Genomic DNA, 21,254 nt, shown 5'->3' on the forward strand with positions numbered 1-21,254 from the left:
TTCGGCCTGGGCCTCGTCGTCGGAGTCACGAGCCTCGATCCTCCTCGATACCCGGACGCGAGAAGTGAAACACGTTCTGATTTCGGATTCAAATGCGAATATCGCTATGCGACATATGGTTTCGGAGTCGACACGTGACCGACGGACGGGGACTCAGTTGAGCCCGGTCCGAATGATCGCGCCGGCCCTGGTCAGCCACTCGATGTCGGCGGGACGAATGCGAACGCCGGGGTTGGCCGTCGGCAGCACCAGGACCTGCTCGCAACGTCGTACGAGAAGTCCCAGCGCCGCCTCTGCCTGAGCAGCAGGCGATTCTGTTGTCCCGGTCACGTGTTCCTCGAGCCGGACGTTCGATCCGCCGTCGGACACCACGAGCACTCGCACCCCGGTGACCGGGTCGTCCCCGACCAGGCCGACGGCGAGCAGGAACGCCGATGCCAGGGGAGTGCCGCCGCCCGCCGGCAACCGGGTGATCGTAGCGTGCGCATCCCGTACGTCACGCGTAGGTTCCACGATAAGTTGCGCCGTTGCTCCCTGGGCTGAGATCACGGCCACTTTCGATCTGGCGCCGATGGACTCGTGGATCGCGCCGATGGCCCTACCCGCCGCGACGCGACCCTTCACACCGCTCATCGAATCCGACCGGTCGACGATGATGATCGTGAGTCGGCCACCGCGGCGGGTCCGGAAGCTGCTCCGCAGCGTATCCCGGTTGACCCCTCCCCGGCGCGCGGCTGCCGCCAGCGTCTTGTGGATGTCGAGTCCGAGTGCCACGTCGTAGTCGACGACACGCCGGACCCGACCGCGCCCTGTCAGGGCCGGCGCGCCCCGCCTTCCGGGCCGCTTCTGCAGTAGGTAGCGGCGCGCCGCTGACACGTTCGCCCACTCGGGCGTGGTCGCGGTGCCGGCTTCGGGATCGGGTACCCGCGTCACGTCCGCTTCGTCGTGGCCGAGTTCGTCCCCCGAGTCGCCGTCGGCGGCCCCTTCGGCGGACGGCGTCTGGTCGGCGTGCGCAGGGGCGATGACGGCTGCGTCGACCATCGGCCCCAGTCGCGGCCCGATGAGGTGACGTGCCAGCATCCTCGTCGGCGAAACGAACGCCTCATCCACGGCCAGTAGACATCGACAGGCTCCGATGTCCAACCGGTGGTCGTCGAAGCCGTTGACGGCCAGGGATCTCACGATCCATTCGGTCCGGTCGTCGAAGTCGGTGAGGGGCAGGCGCCGACACCTGGCCGCCGGCACGACTCCCAGTCCGACGATGGCGGGCAGACGCGAGAGGAGCGCTCCGGGAACACTTTCGACGTCAGGAGCAGACGCGAGGATTCGATCACAGTCGAGGAGCGCGGCGACAGCGGGGTCGACCAGGTCGGCGGTGGGGATGACGGCGCCGTCCGGACCCGAGGCCCGTGTGAGAACCGACGGCATCGGCACGCCGGTGGCGGTCACGTCGGCGGTCACGTCGGATTCGGTCATCGCCGCTGTGATCGTGACCGCCGACGGAGGGCGAAGGTGCGCCAAGACCGCGTCCCGCCGGCCGGCGTCGCCGACCAGCAGCAAACCGAATCGGCCACCGTTGCGCCATGCCCGGCACAGGTGGACCTCCCCCGCATCGAGAAACGACTCCGGAGGTCGTTGCCACGGCAGCACCACCTCAGGCTGCCGAACGGCCGACGACCGCCACCACCGCGTTCCGCACCCGCGCCGAGGGTGCCGCCGGACCCTCGAACTGGTTGCGCGGAATCCTGTGGCGTAGAACCGGAATCGCCGCGTCTGCGAGGTCGGCCGAGGTGACGGTCGGGTGTTCACGCAGTGCGGCCAGCGCGCGAGCTGCGCGGATCAGCATCACTTCGCCTCGGTGTCCGACGGCACCCACCTCGACGCACAACCGCACGGCGGACTCGAGTGCCCGGTCGCCGACCTCGACCTCGTCCACCAGGCGGCGGGCAGTGGTGAGGCGTTCGGCCAGCCGATGTTGCGACACCGCGAACCTGCCTGCGAAACCGTCGGGGTCGGAATCGAACTCGAGACGATGACGAACGATGCGCGTCCGGAGGGCGACGTCGTTGATCGTCTGCACATGGGTGGACAGGCCGAACCGGTCCTCCAGCTGTGGCCGCAATTGACCCTCCTCGGGGTTGCCGGAACCGACGAGGACGAATCGCGCCGGATGCCGGTGGCTGATGCCGTCGCGCTCGACGATGTTGAACCCGCTGGCGGCGACATCGAGAAGGAGGTCCACCAGAAAGTCGTCGAGCAGGTTCACCTCGTCGATGTAGAGGTAACCGCCGTGCGCTTCCGCCAGAAGGCCGGGGCGGAACACGGCCTCCTCGTCGCGCAACGCGCGATCCACATCGAGCGCGCCGACGACGCGGTCCTCGGTCGCTCCGAGCGGCAGGTCGACCACCGGCGCGGTCATTCCCGCCGTCGTCATCAGATCCCCGAGGGATCGGATGAGTGTGGACTTGGCCGTGCCGCGGTCTCCCATCGCCAGCACTCCGGAGATGCCCGGATCGACGGCAGTCATCAGTAGCGCACTCTTGAGCGAGTCGTGTCCGAGGACCGCGGTGAACGGGTAGGTCGCCATTCGGGTGTCACCTGCCTTGTTGCGCGACGATGAGTGCGGGCTGCAGCGAGTGCGGAATGGCCCGGCAGTCAGAAGACGACCGGATGCCGGCGATCCAGCGCATCAGACCGCATAGCACCGGCCCGCGGTCGGCCGTCGCGAAAGCGTGTCCGAAACGTGCGCGAGTGGACCCGGCGTCACGGTAGGCAACCCCCACGACCGGCCCTTGATGGCATACACCCAGGCATCTGGTCTTGATGAGAACCCCGCCCGGCGTCGTACGGATCGTGGCGCCCAGCTGCTGTGAGCACGCAACCGCTTCGTGTTCGCCCACCCCTCGGGCGGTCTCGTCGCGGAGCTGCCACAGCGCGCTGCACCGGTGTCCGGCGCACACGGTCACCAACGGCCCGCCTCGGTCTCCCGCATTCTCGTCGCAACCCATCCCGTAACGATAACCGTTGTCATTTAGGCCGGAAGCGAACGCCATGTCGACCTATTGCGAAGACGGGCGTCGATGCTTAAAGTGAACGCCATTCACTAATGAGTATGGCAACCCTAACCAACCGATCGGTGTGTTCTGCGCCGTCGACGGTGGGGACGGGTTGCCACCGTCGACGGGACCGAGATGATGACTGCTGCGTCCACCGAGATCACACCGCCCGACGACCCGCCGCGTCTCGAAACCGACGTCATCGACGCGAAGTCGAAGCAGAAGGCCGGCGCTCGCGCGCTCAAGACGTTGCTGAAACCGGTTGCCGGCCGGCTCGTCGCCGGCCGCCTGCTCGCGGCCGGGTCCGCTGTGCTGGCTGTGGTCCCCTACATCGCGCTCGTGCACATCGGCGGCGTGCTGCTCGACGCGTACGGGGCTGGGACGCAGGTCGACTCCGACGAGGTCGGTAGATGGGTCCGCATACTCGTCATCACCTTCGCTTTGCGATTGCTCGTGTACTTCGTCGCATTGCTCGTGACCCACGTCGCCGACATCGAACTCGGGCACGTGATCCAGGTCCGCATGATCCAGCGGTTCGCCCGGGTGCCCTTGGCATGGTTCACCTCCACCAACTCCGGACGTGTGCGCAAAGCTGTCCAGGATGACATCGGAACCATCCATCACCTCATCGCCCACCAGCCGGTCGACGGGACGAACGCGGTGGTCATGCCGGCGGCACTCATGGTGTACGCCTTCGTGATCGACTGGCGGCTGGGACTTCTCGCCGTCGCCACCCTGCCGCTCTACATCGCCTCGATGGCGATGTCCATGCGCGGGATGGGGGAGAAGACAGTGGAGATGGATCAGCGTCTGTCAACGGTGTCCGCACGGATGGTCGAGTTCGTCACGGGCATCGCGGTGGTCAAGGCCTTCGGTCGTGTGGGCCGCGCGCACCGCAGCTACCAGGAGTCGGCCGACGAGTTCTACGACTTCTACAGCGAGTGGGTCAAGCCCCTCATTCGTGTTGCCGCACTGGGGACGTCGATCCTTGCCGTCCCGCTGATCCTGCTCATCAACCTCGGTGTGGGTGCGGTGCTCGTGCATCGTGACGTGGTCGGCATCGCCGACGTGCTCGCCACGGCGCTCATCGCGCTGCTGATCCCGTACGCGCTCGAGACACTGATGAACTCGATGTGGTCGCAGCAGATCGCCGGTGCTTCCGCACTGCGACTCGCGGAGTTGTTGAGGACCCCGGTCCTGCCGGACGCCGACAACCCGGCCGGTCGCGAACCGGGTACGCATGATGTCGTCTTCGACCATGTCAGCTACGCCTACGACGCAGGTCCCGACACCGTTCTCGCCGTGGACGACGTCAGCTTCACCTTGCGCCAGAACACCGTCACCGCGCTCATCGGCCCGTCTGGCTCGGGTAAGTCCACGATCGCCACCTTGCTCGCACGATTCGACGACCCGCGATCGGGGGCCATCACCATCGGCGGCGTTCCTCTCCCGGACATGCCGGATCTGTACGCACACGTGGGTTTCGTGCTCCAGGACCCGCAGTTGTTGGGGATCAGCCTGCGGGACAACATCGCGCTGGGACGGCCGGACGCATCGGACGTCGACATCCGCGAAGCAGCCAGGGCCGCTCGCATCCTCGACGACATCGAGGCCCTGCCGGATGGCTTCGACACCGTCTATGGTGCCGACTCCGGGTTGTCCGGCGGCCAGGCCCAGCGCATCGCGATCGCGCGTGCACTGCTCGTCGACGCACCGGTTCTCATCCTCGACGAGGCGACCGCTCTCACCGACCCGGAGTCCGAACATCAGATCCAGCAGGCGCTCTCGGAGCTCGCGCAGGGTAGGACCGTCCTCGTCATCGCTCACCGGCCCGAGGTGATCAAAGGCGTCGACCAGATCATCGTCATCGAGTCCGGTCACGTGACCGCCACCGGAATGCACGAGGAGTTGATCGAGCATCCGAATTACGCGCGGCTCTGGCAGATCACCGGCGCCCAATCACGTCTTTCCCGAGGCGCCGAGCTCGACCCCACCGAAGGAGCCCGGCGATGAGCCTGCCCTTGATCGACATCGTCCCGCGTATGCGACGCATGGTCACGCATCCAGAAGCGATGCGTCCGGCCATCGTGGCGAGCATGGTCGTCGGCGCGGTGGAGGGAGTCGCGCTCGCGACTCTCCTGCCGACCATCACCGCACTGGCCAAGGGCACCGCGGTGTGGGGAATCGGACTGGCCGGATGGCTCGTGGTGCTCGCGGTCCTGTCGGTAGCCGGCTTCGGCCTGAACTACTTTGCTGAGCGGGCCAATTATGTTGTGGCGCTCGACTTCCTGCGCAGCCTTCATCGGCTTGTCGGGGACCAGGTGGCGAAGCAGCCGCTGGGTTGGTTCGCCCGACCGCTTGCGGGCGCGCTCTCCCGGATGGTGTCGACAGAGTTGATGTCGGCCGGTGAGATCTTCGCGCACATGTTCGGTCCGCTGGTGTCGCGGAGCACATCGGCATTCGTGATCATCGTCGCCGCGTGGTTCTGGGACCCGGCGCTCGGACTGATCCTCACCGTTGCCGTACCGGTCTTCGTCGTGATGACGCTGGCGTCCACGGCTTTGATGCGCAAGGGACGCTCGATCCACGAGCCATCCGAGGTGACCCTCGCCAACAGGGTGGTCGAATACGCACACTGTCAGGGCTCGATCCGCTCGTGCGGGCGCAGTGAGGATTACGCGCCGCTGCAGCGGGCGCTCGAGGGCACCTATACGGCGAAGAGGAACGGCCTCTGGCTCGAAACCGTCGGAATGTTGCTCAGCGGCATGGTGACCCAGGGGGTGATCGTCATCCTCATCACGGTCACCGGCTCACTCGCGGTCGACGGCAGCTTGGATCCGATTCCGGCGCTGGCATTCATCGGCCTGGCACTGCGGTTCACCTCGACGCTGCAAGCGATCACCACCAGTGCGATGGCCCTCGAATCACGACGTCCGCTCCTCGACGGACTCGACGACGTCCTCACCGCCCAAACACTGCCCGAGCCACGAACGGCTACAAACCTTCCCGCGCCGGGGACAGTGGAACTCCACAACGTGACGTTCTCGTACTCACCCGGCGCGCAGCCGGCACTTCGCGACGTGACGATGTCGGTGCCGGCCGGTTCCATGGTTGCTCTCGTCGGACCGTCGGGCGGTGGGAAGACCTCCATCGCGCGGGTCATCTCCCGCTTCTACGACGTCGACTCCGGACGGGTTCTGGTCGGTGGCCTGCCGGTGACCGAGCAGACCACCGAGCAACTGATGGGTCAGCTGTCCATGGTCTTCCAGGATGTGTACCTGTTCGACGACACGCTCGAAGCCAACGTCGCCGTCGGCCGGAGTGACGCGTCGACCACCGAGGTCCGGGCTGCCGCCGAACTCGCCGGGGTCACCGAGATCGCCGATCGCCTCTCCGACGGCTGGCGTTCGCGCGTGGGTGAGGGCGGACGCGCGCTGTCCGGCGGTGAGCGCCAACGCGTGGCGGTTGCCCGTGCGCTGCTGAAACGGGCGCCCATCGTCCTCCTCGACGAGGCGACGTCTGCGCTGGACATCGAGAACGAGGCCAACATCGTCGCCGCTGTCGAGAAGCTGCGCGAGGACTCGACGGTCATCGTGATCGCGCATCGTCTGTCGACGATCGCGCGAGCCGATCGGATCGTGGCGCTCGGCGCCGACGGTCGGGTAGAAGCACAGGGGACGCACGACGAGCTACTCGCCGCCGGCGGAACCTACGCGCAGTTCTGGCACCGGCTGGAGGATGCGCAGGGCTGGCAACTGACGAATTAGCCTGTTCGCATGGATGGCGATGGCGGCGGGCCCGTGAGTCGAGGGATCGGCAAGAGAGCCGGGCGCAAACCGGCGTTCACCGAACAGGATGTCGTCGCCGCAGTCCTCGAAGAGGGTGTCGACCGATTCACGCTGGCCGGGATCGCCAAGCGCCTCGGGGTCGTCACCGCCGCGCTCTATCGGCTCTACGACTCGCGTGAGGCCATCGTCGTCGCGACCCTGGACCACATCGCTGCCACCTTCCGCGTACCCGACGAGGGCTCTGATTGGCGTGCGGTGCTGCGACTCTGGGCGGACGAGTGCTGGCGGCTCTGCGAGGGCTACCCCGGTCTGAGCCGCGTCGTCTACAGCTACGCGCCCGCTTTCACCCGGATCGAACACGTCATCTCTGCCTACGCGGAGTGTCTGGCGGCGACCGGGAAGACAGCCAAGCAGGCAATGTTCGCTCTCGACTTCATCGGTGACACCGTTTTCGCGAGCTACCTGGGGGCGGAGTCGTGGCGGACCCGCAACAGTGACGGCGTCTCCGGGTTCGAGCAGGTGAAGGGCGTGGTGGACCGTGGGTCGATCATCGAACCCCGTGAAACCTGGTTGGAGCGAGGGGTGGTCGACACCAAGGTGGAGTTCATCCTCGCGGGACTCGAGCATTCCTGGCCGGAGATCTGATCGCCGCGCAGTCGTGCCGACGTGCATCGTTGAGTGTCGGCGAACTCACCGATGAGTTCTCGCCATCGCACGTGTCTACCGTCGTGACCGTCCCACCTCGGGGACGCCACACCTCTCGAAATGGAGATCCGATGTCCCGCATGCTGTTCGTCAACACCACCGCCACCGACATCCCGGCGACCCGAGAGTTCTTCAGCGGTCTGGGATTCGACTTCAACGACGACTTCTGCGACGACTCCACCCTGTGCCTGGTGGTCAACGAGTCGTCCTTCGTGATGATCATGAGGCCCGAGAAGTTCCAGGAGTTCATCACCGGTGGCATCGCCGACACCGCGACCGAGCGCGAGGTTCTCTTCGCGATCTCGGCCGAGTCGCGCGAAGCCGTCGACTCTCTGGTGGACAAGGCCTTGGCGACCGGAGGGAGCTCGTGGCAGGACACGCAGGACCACGGGTGGATGTACGGGCGCAGCTTCCGGGATCTCGACGGTCACGCATGGGAAGTGTCGTACATGGACCTCGCGGTCATGTCGGAGTGACGAACTCAGCTGGTCGAGCCGATCTCCCGCTGGTCGAGTCGGCACCGAGCGTAGCCGCCGGGTCGAGCGAGCGACGAAGGAGCGCGTCGAGATCGAGGAGCCGTGTCGAAGCCACTTGGTGACCTCGACGGACGCGGCGTCCTCGCTGCGCTCGGTCGACGCTGCTCGGCCAGCGGGGGAGCGGACGGCGCTTGGCTGCATTCGGTCGACGCTGCTCGGCCAGCGGGGGAGCGGACGGCGCTTGGCTGCGCTCGGTCGACGCTGCTCGGCCGGCGGGGGAGCGGACGGCGCTTGGCTGCGCTCGGTCGACGCTGCTCGGCCGGCGGATGAGGTGGCGCAGGGTCAGTCGGCGACCCGTTCACCCACGGCAATCAGTGTGTCACAATCGACTTCGGTGATGCCCTCGTCCGACAACCGCTGCAGGAAACCGACCCGTACATCCTCGACGGTGTCGGTGTCCAGGCCGGACAATGCGCCGCGCAACCCGCTACCGAGCACCATCGACCAGGAGAACTCGTCGGTCCGCGGCACACGGAGTTCGAGCACGGAAGATGATACTCCAACTGCGCCAAGCGATTCGAGCCACCCGGTGATCTTCTCCTCGGTGTCGATCCGCGTGATGGGATGGGGCGGGCCGTCGGACCGGGCGCGCGGGTCGGGGGGCGGCGGCGTGTTCTTCACACGGGCGACCTCCGCGAAGTAGGCGCTGGTGAAGTCGTAGAGTGCGTCGTCGTGCCACACGGCGACGGCGAGACGACCCCCCGGGCGCAGGAGCGGTAGCAGGTTCCGCACCGAACCGTCCATGTCCGGCAGGAAGAACACGCCGAAACCGCATGTGATGACGTCGTGTTCGTCGTGCTCTCGCCCGGGGAGCGAGGTCACGTCGTCGACTCGGAAGTCAATGTTGCGCAGACCGGCCGCATAGGCGCTGGTCCGGCCACGCTCCACCAGATCGGCGGCGAAGTCGACTGCCGTGACGTGTCCGTTGGGTCCGACCACCCGTGCGGCGGCCAGCGCGCTGGCGCCGGTCCCGGAACAGATGTCGAGAACGCGATCGCCCAGTGAGACCCGAGCCCGCGCTACAAGAGTCTCACCCGCCGGACCCCAGACCAGGGGAGTCACCAGATCGAAATCGGGACTGGTCGAGTTGAAGATCTCGGCGATGCTCGGTCCTGGCATGGGTTCAGCGTAGACGTGTTGACAACGGTTCCCGATAAAGTGGCGGACGTCTCATCGCGATGCCCTCGCGATGCCGACCATGACGGTGCTCATGCCCACCTGCCAGACGGTGCCGGCCTCGTCGAACCCGGATGCGAGCATGATCGAGCGGTGCTGGTCGACCGTCAGCTCGTTGTCGGCGACGTGCGGCGGCACCTCACGCGAGCGGCGTGCCAGCAGATCGGCGAACTCGGGCTCGTCAGTGACTGCATCCCACCATTGGGTCCATGTCTCCCGCCCGACGACGCCCTGCCGAGCGCCCACGCGCTCGGCGACCACCGATTCCACGGTGCGCAGGCCCGGAGAGTCGGCGGACAGATGATCGGCGTTGACCAACATTCCCCCTGGTCGCAACAGGTGCGAGCACTCGCGGTAGATCCCGGCGAGGACCGGCGCCGGTGGGTAGTGGAGTGCGGTGCTGGTGACGACTGCGGACACCGGTCGATCGCACAGGTCGCGTGTCCATCCCGGGTCGCCGAGATCCGCTTGCCGGAACTCGATGTGGGGATGGACAGTCGCACCGATTTCGAGGAGAAACGGATCGACATCGACCGCGATCGCGGAGCACTCGGGAAACGCATGCGATACGACCGCTGCCAATGAACCAGGGCCACAGCCCAAGTCGACCACCACCTGCGGGGGTGACGAACCCGTTGCGAGAACGTCGCAGATCACCTCGAACCGATCGGTCCGTCCCACGGCGTACCGCTCCTGCTGGCGTTCCCATCGATCGAACCATTCGAGGGCCAGATCCCGGTTCACGACAAGGCTCCGCTGTCCATCGTCGCGCGGCGGGAGCGGGCGGACATCCGGAGAGCGAGTGCGGCCAGACCTGCGGCGCCGGACGCCACGGCGCAGATCCAGAACGCGAGGGATACACCGTGGGCGTTGTTCTCGACCACCTGTCCGGCGATCGCCCCACCCAACGCGGCAACGCTCATGTTGACGCAGGTGAACCAGGTGAAGGCCTCGGTCAGCATGCCGGCCGGGACGGCCGCCGCCACGAGTTCGGCCAGCACGGCGGTGGCCGGTGCGATCACCGCGCCGGTCAGCACCAGGATGGCGGCAAACGCCGGAACCGAGTCGGTCAGGTTCCACGCCGCGTATCCGACGGCGAGCGCGGCGAGCACGACCGCCGCCCGGCGCGCGAGTCCGCTGATCGTGGCCTCCGGCCACGGCAGTGCGCCGTAGGTGAGTCCTCCGGCCGCGCTGCCCAGACTCCAGATGGCGATGAGCAGTCCGGTGACCGCGGAGCCGTCACCGCCGCTGTGCGCGTCGGCGAACGCCGCGATCGCCACGGGTGAGGCACCGAAGCCGAAGGCGATGGCAGCGGTGATGACGAGCATCGTCGGGAAACCGGGCACGCGAAGGGGTCCGAGTCCGACGGTCCGTCCGCCTTCGGCGTTTGCCGACACCGAGCGCAGCGCGGCACCCCGGGCAACGGCCACGGTGCCGAGCACGGTGGTCAGTGAGGCCACCACGATCGCCGAGGCCGTTCCGGCGGTCGCCGCGTCATCGACCCCGAGGCCCTCGGTAGCGATGACGAACGCCGACAGCAGCAGTGGACCCAGCACGAAGACCAGTTCGAACACGGTCGACTCCGCGGCCATCGCCGTGGTCCGCTGGGCTTCATGCCCGGAGCCGGCTCGGGTCAGGTGTGTCCACCCGGCTCGGATCGCCGGCGAGATGGGGGGGAACAGCGCGCCGGTGACGACCGCGACGGCGAGCATCATCGAGACGTGCTGGTCGGTCAGCGCGACCGTGAGCAGGATCAGCTGGGTGACCGAATAGGCCGCGGCGATGACAGGCAGCACGCGCGACACGGTGAACCGGTCCACGAGCCGACCGGCGACCGGCGCGGCGAAGGCCGTGGCCAGAGAGATGGCACCCGCGATCAACCCGGCCTCGGCGTAGTTGCCGCTCACCGCGCGTACGAGCAGCAGCCACGCCACGATGGTCACGCCGTGGCCGAGCCGAGCGATCGTGCCACAGACCATGAGCGCCGGGGCCCCGGGGATTCGCCAGAGTTCGAGATAGCGCTTCATACGGGGACACTCCGAGGACGTGGCGCCGGCACCGTTCGGCCGCTGATACGGACCCGGTCGGCGACCGTTCGTATCGCTCTCTCGAGCGAGGTGGTGTCGTGGCCGCGGAAACGGTATCGGCCGCCGACGTGCTCGTAGTATGCGTCGGCGTCGCTGATGACCTCTCCCGCCGGTACCACGTTCTCACCGTAGAGTTCGCCTGGCGCCCAATCGGTCCCGAGGGCGGTCTGAGTCGATGTGATCTCACACGGCCGCTGCGCGGGGGCCGCCACCAACAGCAACCCGGCCAGTTCACCGCGCCCGGCGCGGAAATCCGGTGCCGGGATCTCGACGGGCTCGCCGAGGGCCAGCCGGAAGGCGACACCCATCAGATCGTGGCCGTGGATGTCGCGCCACAGCAACGGGATCTCGGCGCCACCGACCCGCGCCCCGACCTCGAGGAAACTACAGGTCGGTCCGGAGTCCCCGAACGACACGAAAGTCTCCAGGTGGAAGACGGTGGACCGTCCCCGTGCGAGGCGGGAGACGATGGACAACGTGTGATCGTGCAGACTGCGCAGGACCGCCGGGTCGTCGATCTCCACCGAACCCACCCAGCCGCCGGCCCGGAATCCCAACGGGGTGTTGAGGTAACGGTGCGCACGCCATACCGGTAACGCGCCGTCGGCGTGCACGCCGTCGACGTGTACGAGGGTTCCGGTCGCTACCGTCTGAACGAGATGTGGACCCAGACTCGCCACGCGACCCTCGAGGTCGAAGGCGGCGAGTTCGTCTTCGGCCACGACGTCGACCCCGGTACTGGAGCTGCCGAACCGGGGTTTGAGAACCACCGGCCAACCATGCGCACGTCCGAAACCAGCTATGTCGTCGGCGGTCTCGGCCGCGGCGGAGACCGGCATCTGCTCGCCCGTGTCGGCCGCCGCCTTGGCCATCGCCAACTTGTCGCGGAACACCCGGAGGTCGTCGGCCGACCAACCCGGCAGACCGCGCCGCGCACGCAACCCGGCCGCCACCAGGAGATCGTCCTCCTTGAGCGCGATCACCGCGTCGGCATCGCCGAGCGCGACTTCGAGACTGCGCAGGGCGGTTTCGGCCTCGTCCGGATCGTCGGTGGCCGCGACGATCCGCATCGCCGCGGCACCGGCCGGCACCCCGTCCACGCCCGTGGGTGTCGTGATGTAGCTGACCCGGTCGACGGTGTGATCGACGTAGTCCTCGTACAGCGCGTAGGGGGCAGCCCACCGGTGGAGGACCACGATGTGCCGACTCACGATGGGGCGCCCGTCATTGCGTCGGCATCGGGACGATCCACGTCGTAGAAGCCCTCGCCGTCGAGGTACATGACGGTCGCGAGATCGCGTTCGAGGATGTCGCGGACGGGGTGGCTGAGGCCGATCATCATCGGTTCGGTGACGTCGGAAATCGTCACCGAGATGGGGGTGCCCGGTTCGACGATGACCTGATGGTTGTGATAGCTGGGCAGCGCCTGCACCTCAGGGAGTTTCGGGTAACCGCGTAGTCTCCCCGCCACCGGAGAGGTCAGGAAGGCCATCGCGGTATGGGCACGCTGCTGTCGTGGCCGTCGATGACCTTCCCGGAAGCTCTCAGGGTCGAGAAAAGCCCGGACCGTCCAGTCGATTTGGGACTCCCCGACGGCGAGGTCGGCGAAGTAGGCGGTGTCGGCGCCGCACAACCGTGCCCCGACCTCCACCAGCGCCGGACCTTCCGCGGTCATCATGATCTCGAGATGTGCTGGGCCGAAACGTATCCCGAGTGCGTCGAGGACGGTGACGCCGTAGTCGGCGAGCCGTCGCCCGATCGGGTCGTCGACCGCGATCGAGGTGGCGGCGGCGACGCGATCGGTCACACCGTTGGCGGAGATCTTGGTGTACTTCCACATGTCGGTGACGCGATGGCGACCCCCGCAGCTGACCGTGTTGACCACGTACTCGCCGCCTACCAGAAACTCCTGCACCACCACACCCTCGTTCCGGATTCCGAAGATGTTGTCGGATGAAGCGACCCGGTCGACGGCGAGTTGCGTCTGCTCCGGGGTGTCACAGAAATGCACGCCGTCGTTCGCGGAGCTGCGCGTCGGCTTGACGACCACGCGACCGCCTCGGGCTCGGTGCCATTCCGCGGCCACCGTCCCGTCGGGAACACGGGCCTGGGCGGCGGTGTGCAGGCCGCACTCGGACAGCCGATCGATCATGCCGAACTTGTCTCGGCGCACGGAGCTGAGCGCGGTGCCGTTGCCGGGCAGACCGAGTCGCTCTGCCAGTGCGTCGGCGAGTTCGACGCCCGTCTCGCCGCCGGTGATCACCGCGACCGGCCGGTGTGCGGCAACGGCGGCCGCCGTCCGGTCGAGGCCGGGCCCGTCGAACATGGAGCCCTCGTGCACGATCGGTGGTGCGAAGCCGGGTTCGTCGAAGCCGCCGTAGGCCGGCGGCACCTGTGGCGTGCTCTGCACACGGATCACCTCGTGCCCCGCGTCGAGGAAGCCGCGGGCCAGACGCAGCGTCGGGGCGTAGAGGTCGACCATCACGACGACGGAATTCATCGCGCGTTCTCCAGTTCTCGTAGGACCTCGATCAACCGGTGGATCTCATCGGCGGACGTGTAGGCGTGCAGGCTCGCGCGCACGGACGCGGTCTTCTCCCCGTCGCGGCCCTGACAGTGGCCGTCGGCGCGCACCATCAGACCCCGACCGTCGAGGATGAAACCGAGGTCGTTGGACGAGATGTGCCGGTGGCGGAAGGTGACGATGCCGACGCGGCGCTGCACCGGCGAGTCGAGCGACAGGCTGGACTGGCACCCGAGGACCTCGTAGACCTCCATGGCCGACAGCGCGTCGGTGAGTACCGCACCGAGTGCGAGTGTCCACTGGTGGATCCGTTCCGGCCCGGCGGCATCGAGCCAGTCGAGAGCGGCGCACAGACTGACGATCCCGCTGGTGTTCGGCGTCCCCGACCAACCGTTCGGTGCGAACCGGTGTCCGCGTCGGTTGCGTGCCCAGATGGCACCGATCCCGGGGAGCGCCAGTGCCTTGTGACCCGAGAAGACGGCGAAGTCGACGTCGAGCGCGTCGAGATCGACCGGGAGATGTCCCACACTCTGTGCCGCGTCGAGACAGATGACGACGTCCGGACCCACGGCCTCGCGTAACCGGTGGACGTTCATGTCGTTGCCGTAGACGTGATGGACATGGGTTGCGGCGACGAAGGTGGTCCTCGGCGTCAACAGTCGACGCAGCGCGTCGATGTCGTAATCGCCTGTGCCGGTGGACTCATAGGGCAAGGCGTCGACCCGGACTTCGATTCCCCGGGCCGACAGCATCTCGACGGCCTCGGTCCAGGGAAGGAGGTTGGCCTGATGATCGGCGAAGGGGACGATGATGTGGTCTCCGTCGCGCAGGTGTGTTGTCAACCAGTCCAGGGCAATACGGCGTAGACCGGCGCTCGTGCCGCTGGTGAAGGTGACCGACGAGTCGCCCGTTCCGAGGTCACCGAGAAACCGCGCCACCCGCCCGCGTGCCTGTTCGACGATGTCGGTGGTGGCGTTCGCCCAGGTGTACGTGCCGCGACCGGCGTTGGCGTTGGTCGTGCACAGGTAACCGTTCACGGCGTCGATGACCGCCTGCGGCTTCTGGGCGGTGGCCGAACTGTCCAGGTACGCCCGGTCGGGGTGGCCCGTGAGTATCGGGAACTGGGACCGGACCTCTCGGTTCCACGTACCCAACCGCTCGATGACCGCGGCGGGATCGGTCAGCTGCGAGGAGAGCAGCCCCGGTGTGGTCATCGGCCGACCCCCGAGCCCCGGACCAGAGGTGCGCCTGCGTCGCGCCAGGCGATCACGCCGCCGGACAGGCTGCGCACATCGCGATGTCCCATCCGGCGCATGAGAGCGCTGTAACGCAACGACTTCTCACCCACGGGACACACCAAGAGCACCGGTTGATCGGCCCCCACCGGCAGACCGCCGTGCAGGAGTTCGGCGAAGACCTCGTCCACGATGTTGATCGATCCCTCGATGTGGGCGGCCGCGAAGGCGAAACCTCCGCGCAGGTCGATCACCGTGGGCCGGTCCTGGGTGATCCACGCCCGGGCCTCGGCGGCGTCGACGACGTCTGCTGCGGCGAGGTCCTGGTCCCCGAGGTTGCGGACGTCATGGGTGCGCGGTGGCTGCTTCAGCAGCTCGGGGCGACGAGTGCGGACGTAACTCATGTAGCTCTCGACCCGGTCGCAGACGATGAACACGGCGGATTCGCGTCGTCCGGTGCCCTCGAGTTGGCTGTCGATCTTCGCGAGGTGACGCAGCGCGCCGAAATACGCAGCGCCGCCGGTCGGTCCGGCGAGCATCCCGCACCGGCGGACGAGGTCGAGCATGCCGTCGATGGCCTCGTCGGCACTGACCGCCTCGATCTCGTCGTAGGTCTCCGGGTCGAACAGGCCGACCTCGTGGACCTCGTCGATGTTGCGGATACCGGGTATGAAGTCCGATTTCGCGGCCACCAGACCGAGCACGTGCACGTCGGCATCGACGGCGCGCAGCGCGGTGGCGACACCGGTCGACGATCCGGCTGTCCCGACGCATGCGATGAAATGGTCGGGTGCGCCGCCGAGGTCGGCGACGATCTCCGGGCCGGTGCCGTCGATGTGCGACTGCACATTTCGGTCGTTGAAGTACTGATCGGTGTGGAAGAAGCCGCTTCCCGGCTCCGACACCGCCCGATGGATGCGGGCGAGCGGGTCGTCGGTGTCGGTGACGTCCAGGCACTCGGCCTGGCCGGGCAGTTCCTCGATGTCAGCGCCGAGCAGCAGCAGCAGGTCCTTGATCTCCGGGACCTTCATCCGGTTGGTGACCGAGCGGAACCGTACACCGTGCATGCCCGCGATCACCGCGAGCGCCTTGGCGGTGTTGCCGCTGGAGAGTTCGATCATCGTGCGGTCACCCGCCGCGGCGTCGTCGAGGCCGGGCTGTGCCATCGACCATGCCGCACGATCCTTCACCGATCCGAAGGGGTTGAGCATCTCCAGCTTGGCGTAGAGGTCGATGTTCCGCAGGCCGGTCACCGACGGTGCCATCCTGACCAAGGGGGTGTTGCCGATGACATCGGTCATGCTGTCGTAGATCATCTCAGGGCTCCTGGCTGGTCATCTGGTCGAAAGAGGGATCGAGCCACTGCGGCGACAGTGGCCAGTACTGGTCGTCGAGTTTCCACTTCCACTCGCCGGCTTCGGAATACATCGCGACCTTGGTGGCGACCGGTTGGCCGAGTGCGTGATCGGCGCTGAAGTCCATGAAGTAGCCGGCGGTGTTGGGGAAGGCGAGTAGGTCGCCCGCGATCGGCATCGCCGGGAAGAAGATCCGCCGTCGGCTGATCAGGTCGGATTCGAGACACAGGTTGCCGATGAGGTAACCACTCCCCGCGGGTCGGGGCGCGGAGTTCCGCGGCACCAGGACCGGATCGAGTTGCACGCCATGTTCTTCGAGACTGACATCGCGGGCGTTCATGTCCATGCGGACGAGGGCCTCGCCGGTGGGGGAGCGGCGGATCTCGAGTACTCGGGCCATCGCGAACCCGCACTGGTCCAGCAGGGCCCGGCCCGGCTCGATGGCGAGGTCGTACATGTTCTCGAGGATGATCGTGCCGAGGGGGCGTTGCATCGTCGGTGCCGCCGAGCTCAACAATCCGTCGAGGTACGCGGGGCCGGCCACCGGACGGTGGGCCGGATACAGACCGAGGGTTCCCCGGAGACGTCCACCATCGTTGCGGAGTCCGTATCCGCTGCCCTGCCAGGTGATGTGGTCGCGCTTGCCGAGCAGTGCCGCACCCAGCGCGGTGGTGAAGTCGTCCCACTCGGTAGCCGACGACAGGTAGTTCACGCCGTACCCGCCACCGATGTCGAGGACCGTCGGAGCGTGCCCGCGCCGCACCAACTCGTCGAGCAGGTGCAGACTCCCCTCGATGGCTCGTGTCTTCTCCGGCATGCCGACGGTGTCCAGGTGAAAGGCCACGCCACGCAACCGCACCTCGTCGCGGAACTTGTCGAGTAGAGCGAGCACGGTGTCGAGATCCTCGGCGCCGCAGCCGAAGCGCGACGGTTTGGTGAGGAGGGTGGTGCCGGCGGTTCGGAACTCGGAGAACCGGACGAGGACCTCGACCCGGGGGAGACGGGCACCGGAGACGATGCGGCCCAGCAGGGCGAGCTCGTCGGTTCCGTCGACGTTGACCGTGATGCCGCTGCGGGCGCACAGCCACACGAACTCCGGTGTCTTGGGGCCGGTGGCCATGATCCGTTCCGGGCTGAAGCCCGCGCCGAGGACGTGCTGGAGCTCGGCGGGCGAGGCGACGTCGATGCGCGCATCGGTGGCGGCCAGTTCCCGAACCAGCGCACTGGACCGGTTCGCCTTGTGCGCGTAGTAGACGTGTCCGCCGATCCGGTGTGCGGCCATGACCTCGCCGAACGCGGTGACATTGGTTCGTATTCGTTGGGGCAGAAGCACGTTGAGCGGAGATCCGAGGGCGCTGACGAGCTGGTGGAGCAGCGTGGCTTCGGAGAGCAGCGATGCCGTTTCCGCCGAGAGCGCAGGGGTCAGATGCAGCGGGGGTGGTCCGATCATGTCGTGGTCTCCAGTTCCGGGGGTGTGGGCAGAATGGGTGAATTCGGCTGTGGGACAGAGGGGTGCACGACCCGTCCGGACTGCAGCTCGACGATCCGGTCCGCGAAGCGGTGCACCAGCGCGAGGTCGTGGGACACCATCAGGTAGGCCAGTCCGGACTCGGTGCGCAGGTCGTCGAGCAGGGACATGATGTCCTCGCGCAGTGGGGCGTCGAGTGCGGACACCGGCTCGTCGAGCAACAGCAGTGTGGGTTCGAGTGCGATCGCACGCGCGATCGCGACCCGCTGCTGCTGGCCGCCGGACAACTCCGCGGGGCGCCTCGTGCGCAGGTCGGCGGTCAGACCGACCCGTACGAGCAGCTCGTCGATCCGCACGGGATCGGGGGAGCGCCGGTGGATACGCATGGGCTCGGCGATCAGGTCGGCCACTGTCATCCGCGGATCGAGCGAGTCGCCGGGGTCCTGGAATACGGTGCCCAACCGGCGGCGGAGTGCGTGCCTGCTGCGTCGGTCCAGAGTGCCGACCGGGGTGCCGAACAGTTCGACGGTCCCCTCGACCGGAGCACGCAGGGCGAGCACCTGGTTGAGCACAGTCGTCTTTCCACTTCCCGACTCGCCCACCAGGGCAACGGCTTCGCCGGCTCGAACATCGAGGTCGACGTCGACGCACCCCGTCGTGTGCTCCCGGGTGCCGCGAACACCCCGTCGTCCCGGGTAGCGCACGGTGAGCCCGCGGATGGCGAGGACCTCGGGGGTCTCCGGCCGTGACCGTGCCGGCGACCTCCCTAGACTGTGATCCGCAGGCCGTGGACGGGTACGGGGGCCGAGTACACCGGAGTCCATCTCGAGCGTGTCGTGGCACAACCTGTCGATCACCGCTGCGTCGTGGGAGATGACGAGCATCGCGAGGCGGCGGTGCTGCACGAGTTCGTCGAACAGATCGAGGATCCGCGCGCCGACCGAGGCATCGAGTGCGCTGGTCGGCTCGTCGGCGACGAGAACGTCAGGTTCGTTGGCGATCGCGATGGCGATCGCCACCCGCTGTCGCATGCCGCCGGAGAACTCGTGCGGGTAGGCGCCGGCGCGACGGCGCGCGTCCGGGATACCCACCGCCTCCATCAATCTGACGCCCTCCTCGCGTGCCGCGCGGCGACCTGTGCGGTGATGGACTGTGATGGCCTCGGCGATCTGATCAACGACGGTCATCGTGGGCGTGAGTGAGGCGAGCGGGTCCTGCCCCACCCAGCCGATCTGCCGGCCCCGGATGCCGCACCAGGCGCGCTCGTCGCGCCCGAGCAGTTCACGACCGCCGAGACGGACCGAACCGGTGACCGTCGCCCGCGGCGGGGCGAGGCCCAGGAGAACGGAGGCGGTCATTGTCTTGCCCGAGCCGGAACCACCGACGATTCCCAGGGCCCGGCCGGCCTGTAGGTCGAACGATGCGTGCCGGACCACGCGGTGCCCGTCGATGGACACGGCGAGCTCGCGGGCCTCGAGCAGGACGGGATGCTCAGCGTTCATGGCGCGGCTCGTCAAGTCGTAGGCGGACTCCCTCGCCGAGCAGCCCGACCGCCATCACCGTGGCCACCAGTGCGGCGGCCGGGAACACGAAGACCCAGGGAAAGGTCACCGCCGATGTGCTTCCGGCGGAGAGCAGCGTGCCCAGCGACACGTCGGGTGGCTGGACGCCGAATCCGAAGTAGCTCAGTCCGGCTTCGGCGATCACGGCGGTGCCGACGGTCAGGGTGACGTCGATGACCAGGAGCGGCACCATGTTCGGTATCAGGTGGCGGCAGATGATCCGGGCGCGGGAGGCACCCATCGCGGTGGCCGCTCGGACGAAGCCGCTCTCGCGCAGCACCAGGGTGCGGGAACGGATCATGCGGGCCGGAAGCATCCATTGGAACAGCGCTATGGCGACGACCAGCAGCAACCAGGACCCGTCCGAGAAGCCCGGGGACAACACGGCGACCACGACGATCGGTGGCAGCACCAGCAGGACATCGACGGCCCACATCGTCACCCCATCCGTGCGGCCGCCCAGCAAACCCGCGAAGGATCCGATCAGCGCGGCCAGCGCCGTCGAGATCACGGCGACCGCGATTCCGATGAGCAACGACTTCCGCATGCCGTGGAAGGTCTGTGCGGCAACGTCTTCGCCGAGCCGCCCGGTACCGAACCAGTGGTCGCCACTCGGGGGTGCCAGGATCTCGTCGTGACGCTGGGTGAGGTGGTCGGATCCGGCGACGAGCGGACCGAACAGGGCCGCGATCACCAGCAACAGCAGCAACGTCGCGCCGGAGGCGGCCATCAGGGTCCCGCGTCGGGGAGCAGACCTGCCGGGCGTGACCTCGGCTGCGGTGAGCAGAGTCATCGCACACCCTGAATCCGGATCCGCGGATCGAGCCGAGACACAACAACATCCGAGGTGAGCCCGGCGACCACGACGAGGACCGCGAAGAACAAGGTCACCGCGGCGACGACGGTGGCGTCGTGATCGTGGATCGCGGTGAGTACCCAGTCACCGAGACCATGCCAGCCGAAGACCCGTTCGGTGAAGACGCCGCCGGCGAGGTGGATGCCGAAACTGAAGGCGAACAACGAGATCACCGGAACCAGAGCCGAACGCAGGCCGTGTCGCCAGAAGGCCTGACGGCCGGACAGGCCCTTGGCGCGGGCGGTACGGATGAACTCGCTGCCGAGGACATCCAGCGCGGCCGCGCGCTGATATCGGGCGAAAAACGCCAACTGGGGGAGTGCGATGCAGATCGTGGGCAGGACGAGGTGCTGGAGTCGGTCGAGGAGGGCGGCGCCACCCGACAGGTTCGCGCCGACGGTCTGCTCGCCGGAGAAGTAGAGGATCTGCTGCCCGGTCATCGTGTTGACCGGCAGCCACAGGATCTTGAGCAGTGTGCCCAGGACGAAGGTCGGGATCGCGATCAGGGCCAGGGTCCAGAGCAGCGAGAACTGGTCGGCGCCGCGGCGCGTCGACATCGCACCGCGGACGCCGAGGACGACGCCCGCCACGACGGCCACCGCCGCGCCGATCAGGTACAGCCGCATGCTCGTTCCGGCCCGCCGCCACAGTTCGTCGGCGACCGGTTGATTGCCGACGGTCACGCCCAGGTCCCCGAAAGGGAGGCCCGACAGCCACTGCAGGAAGCGCTCGTGAATCGGTAGGTGCAGGCCCAGCCGGTGGGCCTGCGCGTCGATCACCGCCTGCGGTGGTCGTGGCTGTCGGGTCTCCAGATCAGCCAGTGGATCGAAGCTCCACGATGCCAGTGCGTAGGCGACGAACGTCGCTGCCAGACACAGGCACGTGCCTCCGATCAACCGGCGTGCG

17 protein-coding genes are annotated in these 21,254 nt (G+C 67.6%); 4 read left to right on the top strand and 13 right to left on the bottom strand.

Features of this window, described 5'->3' with window-relative positions; genetic code table 11:
- Positions 1-153: 153 nt before the first annotated feature.
- Complete coding sequence (locus ACFVHY_RS05560; protein WP_390269430.1) at positions 154-1,476, bottom strand: VWA domain-containing protein; 1,323 nt, start codon at positions 1,474-1,476, stop codon at positions 154-156.
- Positions 1,477-1,654: 178 nt separating this feature from the next.
- Positions 1,655-2,587, bottom strand: a complete 933-nt coding sequence (locus ACFVHY_RS05565) for an ATP-binding protein (protein WP_390269433.1) — start codon at positions 2,585-2,587, stop codon at positions 1,655-1,657.
- A 604-nt stretch (positions 2,588-3,191) separates the two neighbouring features.
- Here ACFVHY_RS05565 and ACFVHY_RS05570 point away from each other — a divergent pair.
- The 4 genes from ACFVHY_RS05570 (at position 3,192) to ACFVHY_RS05585 (ending at position 8,025) form a co-directional block, all read left to right on the top strand.
- Positions 3,192-5,069 carry an ABC transporter ATP-binding protein gene (locus tag ACFVHY_RS05570; RefSeq protein ID WP_390269436.1) on the top strand — a complete coding sequence of 626 codons (1,878 nt, stop codon included), beginning with the start codon at positions 3,192-3,194 and terminating at the stop codon, positions 5,067-5,069.
- Positions 5,066-6,823: an ABC transporter ATP-binding protein gene (locus ACFVHY_RS05575; RefSeq protein WP_390269439.1), complete on the top strand. Its 1,758-nt coding sequence runs from the start codon at positions 5,066-5,068 to the stop codon at positions 6,821-6,823. The genes ACFVHY_RS05570 and ACFVHY_RS05575 overlap by 4 nt, the downstream gene beginning before the upstream one ends.
- A 9-nt stretch (positions 6,824-6,832) precedes the next feature.
- Complete coding sequence (locus tag ACFVHY_RS05580; RefSeq protein ID WP_390269441.1) at positions 6,833-7,489, top strand: TetR/AcrR family transcriptional regulator; 657 nt, start codon at positions 6,833-6,835, stop codon at positions 7,487-7,489.
- Between the two features lie 131 nt (positions 7,490-7,620).
- Complete coding sequence (locus tag ACFVHY_RS05585; protein ID WP_390269444.1) at positions 7,621-8,025, top strand: VOC family protein; 405 nt, start codon at positions 7,621-7,623, stop codon at positions 8,023-8,025.
- A 342-nt stretch (positions 8,026-8,367) separates the two neighbouring features.
- On the opposite strand, the gene ACFVHY_RS05590 is transcribed toward ACFVHY_RS05585, so the two are convergent.
- The 11 genes from ACFVHY_RS05590 to ACFVHY_RS05640 are packed head-to-tail and all read right to left on the bottom strand — an operon-like array spanning position 8,368 to position 21,244.
- Positions 8,368-9,204, bottom strand: coding sequence for a class I SAM-dependent methyltransferase (locus ACFVHY_RS05590; protein WP_390269447.1), 837 nt, complete (start codon positions 9,202-9,204; stop codon positions 8,368-8,370).
- Between the two features lie 51 nt (positions 9,205-9,255).
- Positions 9,256-10,005 carry a class I SAM-dependent methyltransferase gene (locus ACFVHY_RS05595; protein WP_390269450.1) on the bottom strand — a complete coding sequence of 250 codons (750 nt, stop codon included), beginning with the start codon at positions 10,003-10,005 and terminating at the stop codon, positions 9,256-9,258.
- Positions 10,002-11,288 (bottom strand): MFS transporter, encoded by a 1,287-nt coding sequence (locus ACFVHY_RS05600; RefSeq protein WP_390269453.1) that lies wholly within the window; start codon positions 11,286-11,288, stop codon positions 10,002-10,004. The genes ACFVHY_RS05595 and ACFVHY_RS05600 overlap by 4 nt, the downstream gene beginning before the upstream one ends.
- On the bottom strand, positions 11,285-12,559 hold the full coding sequence (locus tag ACFVHY_RS05605; RefSeq protein WP_390269456.1) for an acetyl-CoA carboxylase biotin carboxylase subunit family protein: 1,275 nt from the start codon (positions 12,557-12,559) through the stop codon (positions 11,285-11,287). Before ACFVHY_RS05605 ends, ACFVHY_RS05600 begins: the two co-directional genes overlap by 4 nt.
- The gene (locus tag ACFVHY_RS05610; protein ID WP_390269459.1) at positions 12,556-13,848 is read right to left on the bottom strand and encodes an ATP-grasp domain-containing protein; all 1,293 of its coding nucleotides are present in this window, start codon (positions 13,846-13,848) and stop codon (positions 12,556-12,558) included. The genes ACFVHY_RS05605 and ACFVHY_RS05610 overlap by 4 nt, the downstream gene beginning before the upstream one ends.
- Positions 13,845-15,086 (bottom strand): aminotransferase class V-fold PLP-dependent enzyme, encoded by a 1,242-nt coding sequence (locus ACFVHY_RS05615; protein WP_390269462.1) that lies wholly within the window; start codon positions 15,084-15,086, stop codon positions 13,845-13,847. Before ACFVHY_RS05615 ends, ACFVHY_RS05610 begins: the two co-directional genes overlap by 4 nt.
- Positions 15,083-16,423: a pyridoxal-phosphate dependent enzyme gene (locus ACFVHY_RS05620; protein ID WP_390269465.1), complete on the bottom strand. Its 1,341-nt coding sequence runs from the start codon at positions 16,421-16,423 to the stop codon at positions 15,083-15,085. The genes ACFVHY_RS05615 and ACFVHY_RS05620 overlap by 4 nt, the downstream gene beginning before the upstream one ends.
- Before the next feature lies 1 nt (position 16,424).
- A complete protein-coding gene (locus ACFVHY_RS05625) occupies positions 16,425-17,912 on the bottom strand; it encodes a Y4yA family PLP-dependent enzyme (protein ID WP_390269468.1) in 1,488 nt (495 codons plus the stop codon).
- Positions 17,909-19,432, bottom strand: a complete 1,524-nt coding sequence (locus tag ACFVHY_RS05630; RefSeq protein WP_390269471.1) for an ATP-binding cassette domain-containing protein — start codon at positions 19,430-19,432, stop codon at positions 17,909-17,911. Before ACFVHY_RS05630 ends, ACFVHY_RS05625 begins: the two co-directional genes overlap by 4 nt.
- Positions 19,422-20,285 carry an ABC transporter permease gene (locus tag ACFVHY_RS05635; RefSeq protein ID WP_390269474.1) on the bottom strand — a complete coding sequence of 288 codons (864 nt, stop codon included), beginning with the start codon at positions 20,283-20,285 and terminating at the stop codon, positions 19,422-19,424. Before ACFVHY_RS05635 ends, ACFVHY_RS05630 begins: the two co-directional genes overlap by 11 nt.
- Positions 20,282-21,244 (bottom strand): ABC transporter permease, encoded by a 963-nt coding sequence (locus ACFVHY_RS05640; protein WP_390269477.1) that lies wholly within the window; start codon positions 21,242-21,244, stop codon positions 20,282-20,284. The genes ACFVHY_RS05635 and ACFVHY_RS05640 overlap by 4 nt, the downstream gene beginning before the upstream one ends.
- Positions 21,245-21,254 lie beyond the last annotated feature (10 nt).

It is taken from the genome of Gordonia sp. NPDC127522 (genome assembly GCF_042672305.1).
Lineage (GTDB): Bacteria > Actinomycetota > Actinomycetes > Mycobacteriales > Mycobacteriaceae > Gordonia > Gordonia hongkongensis.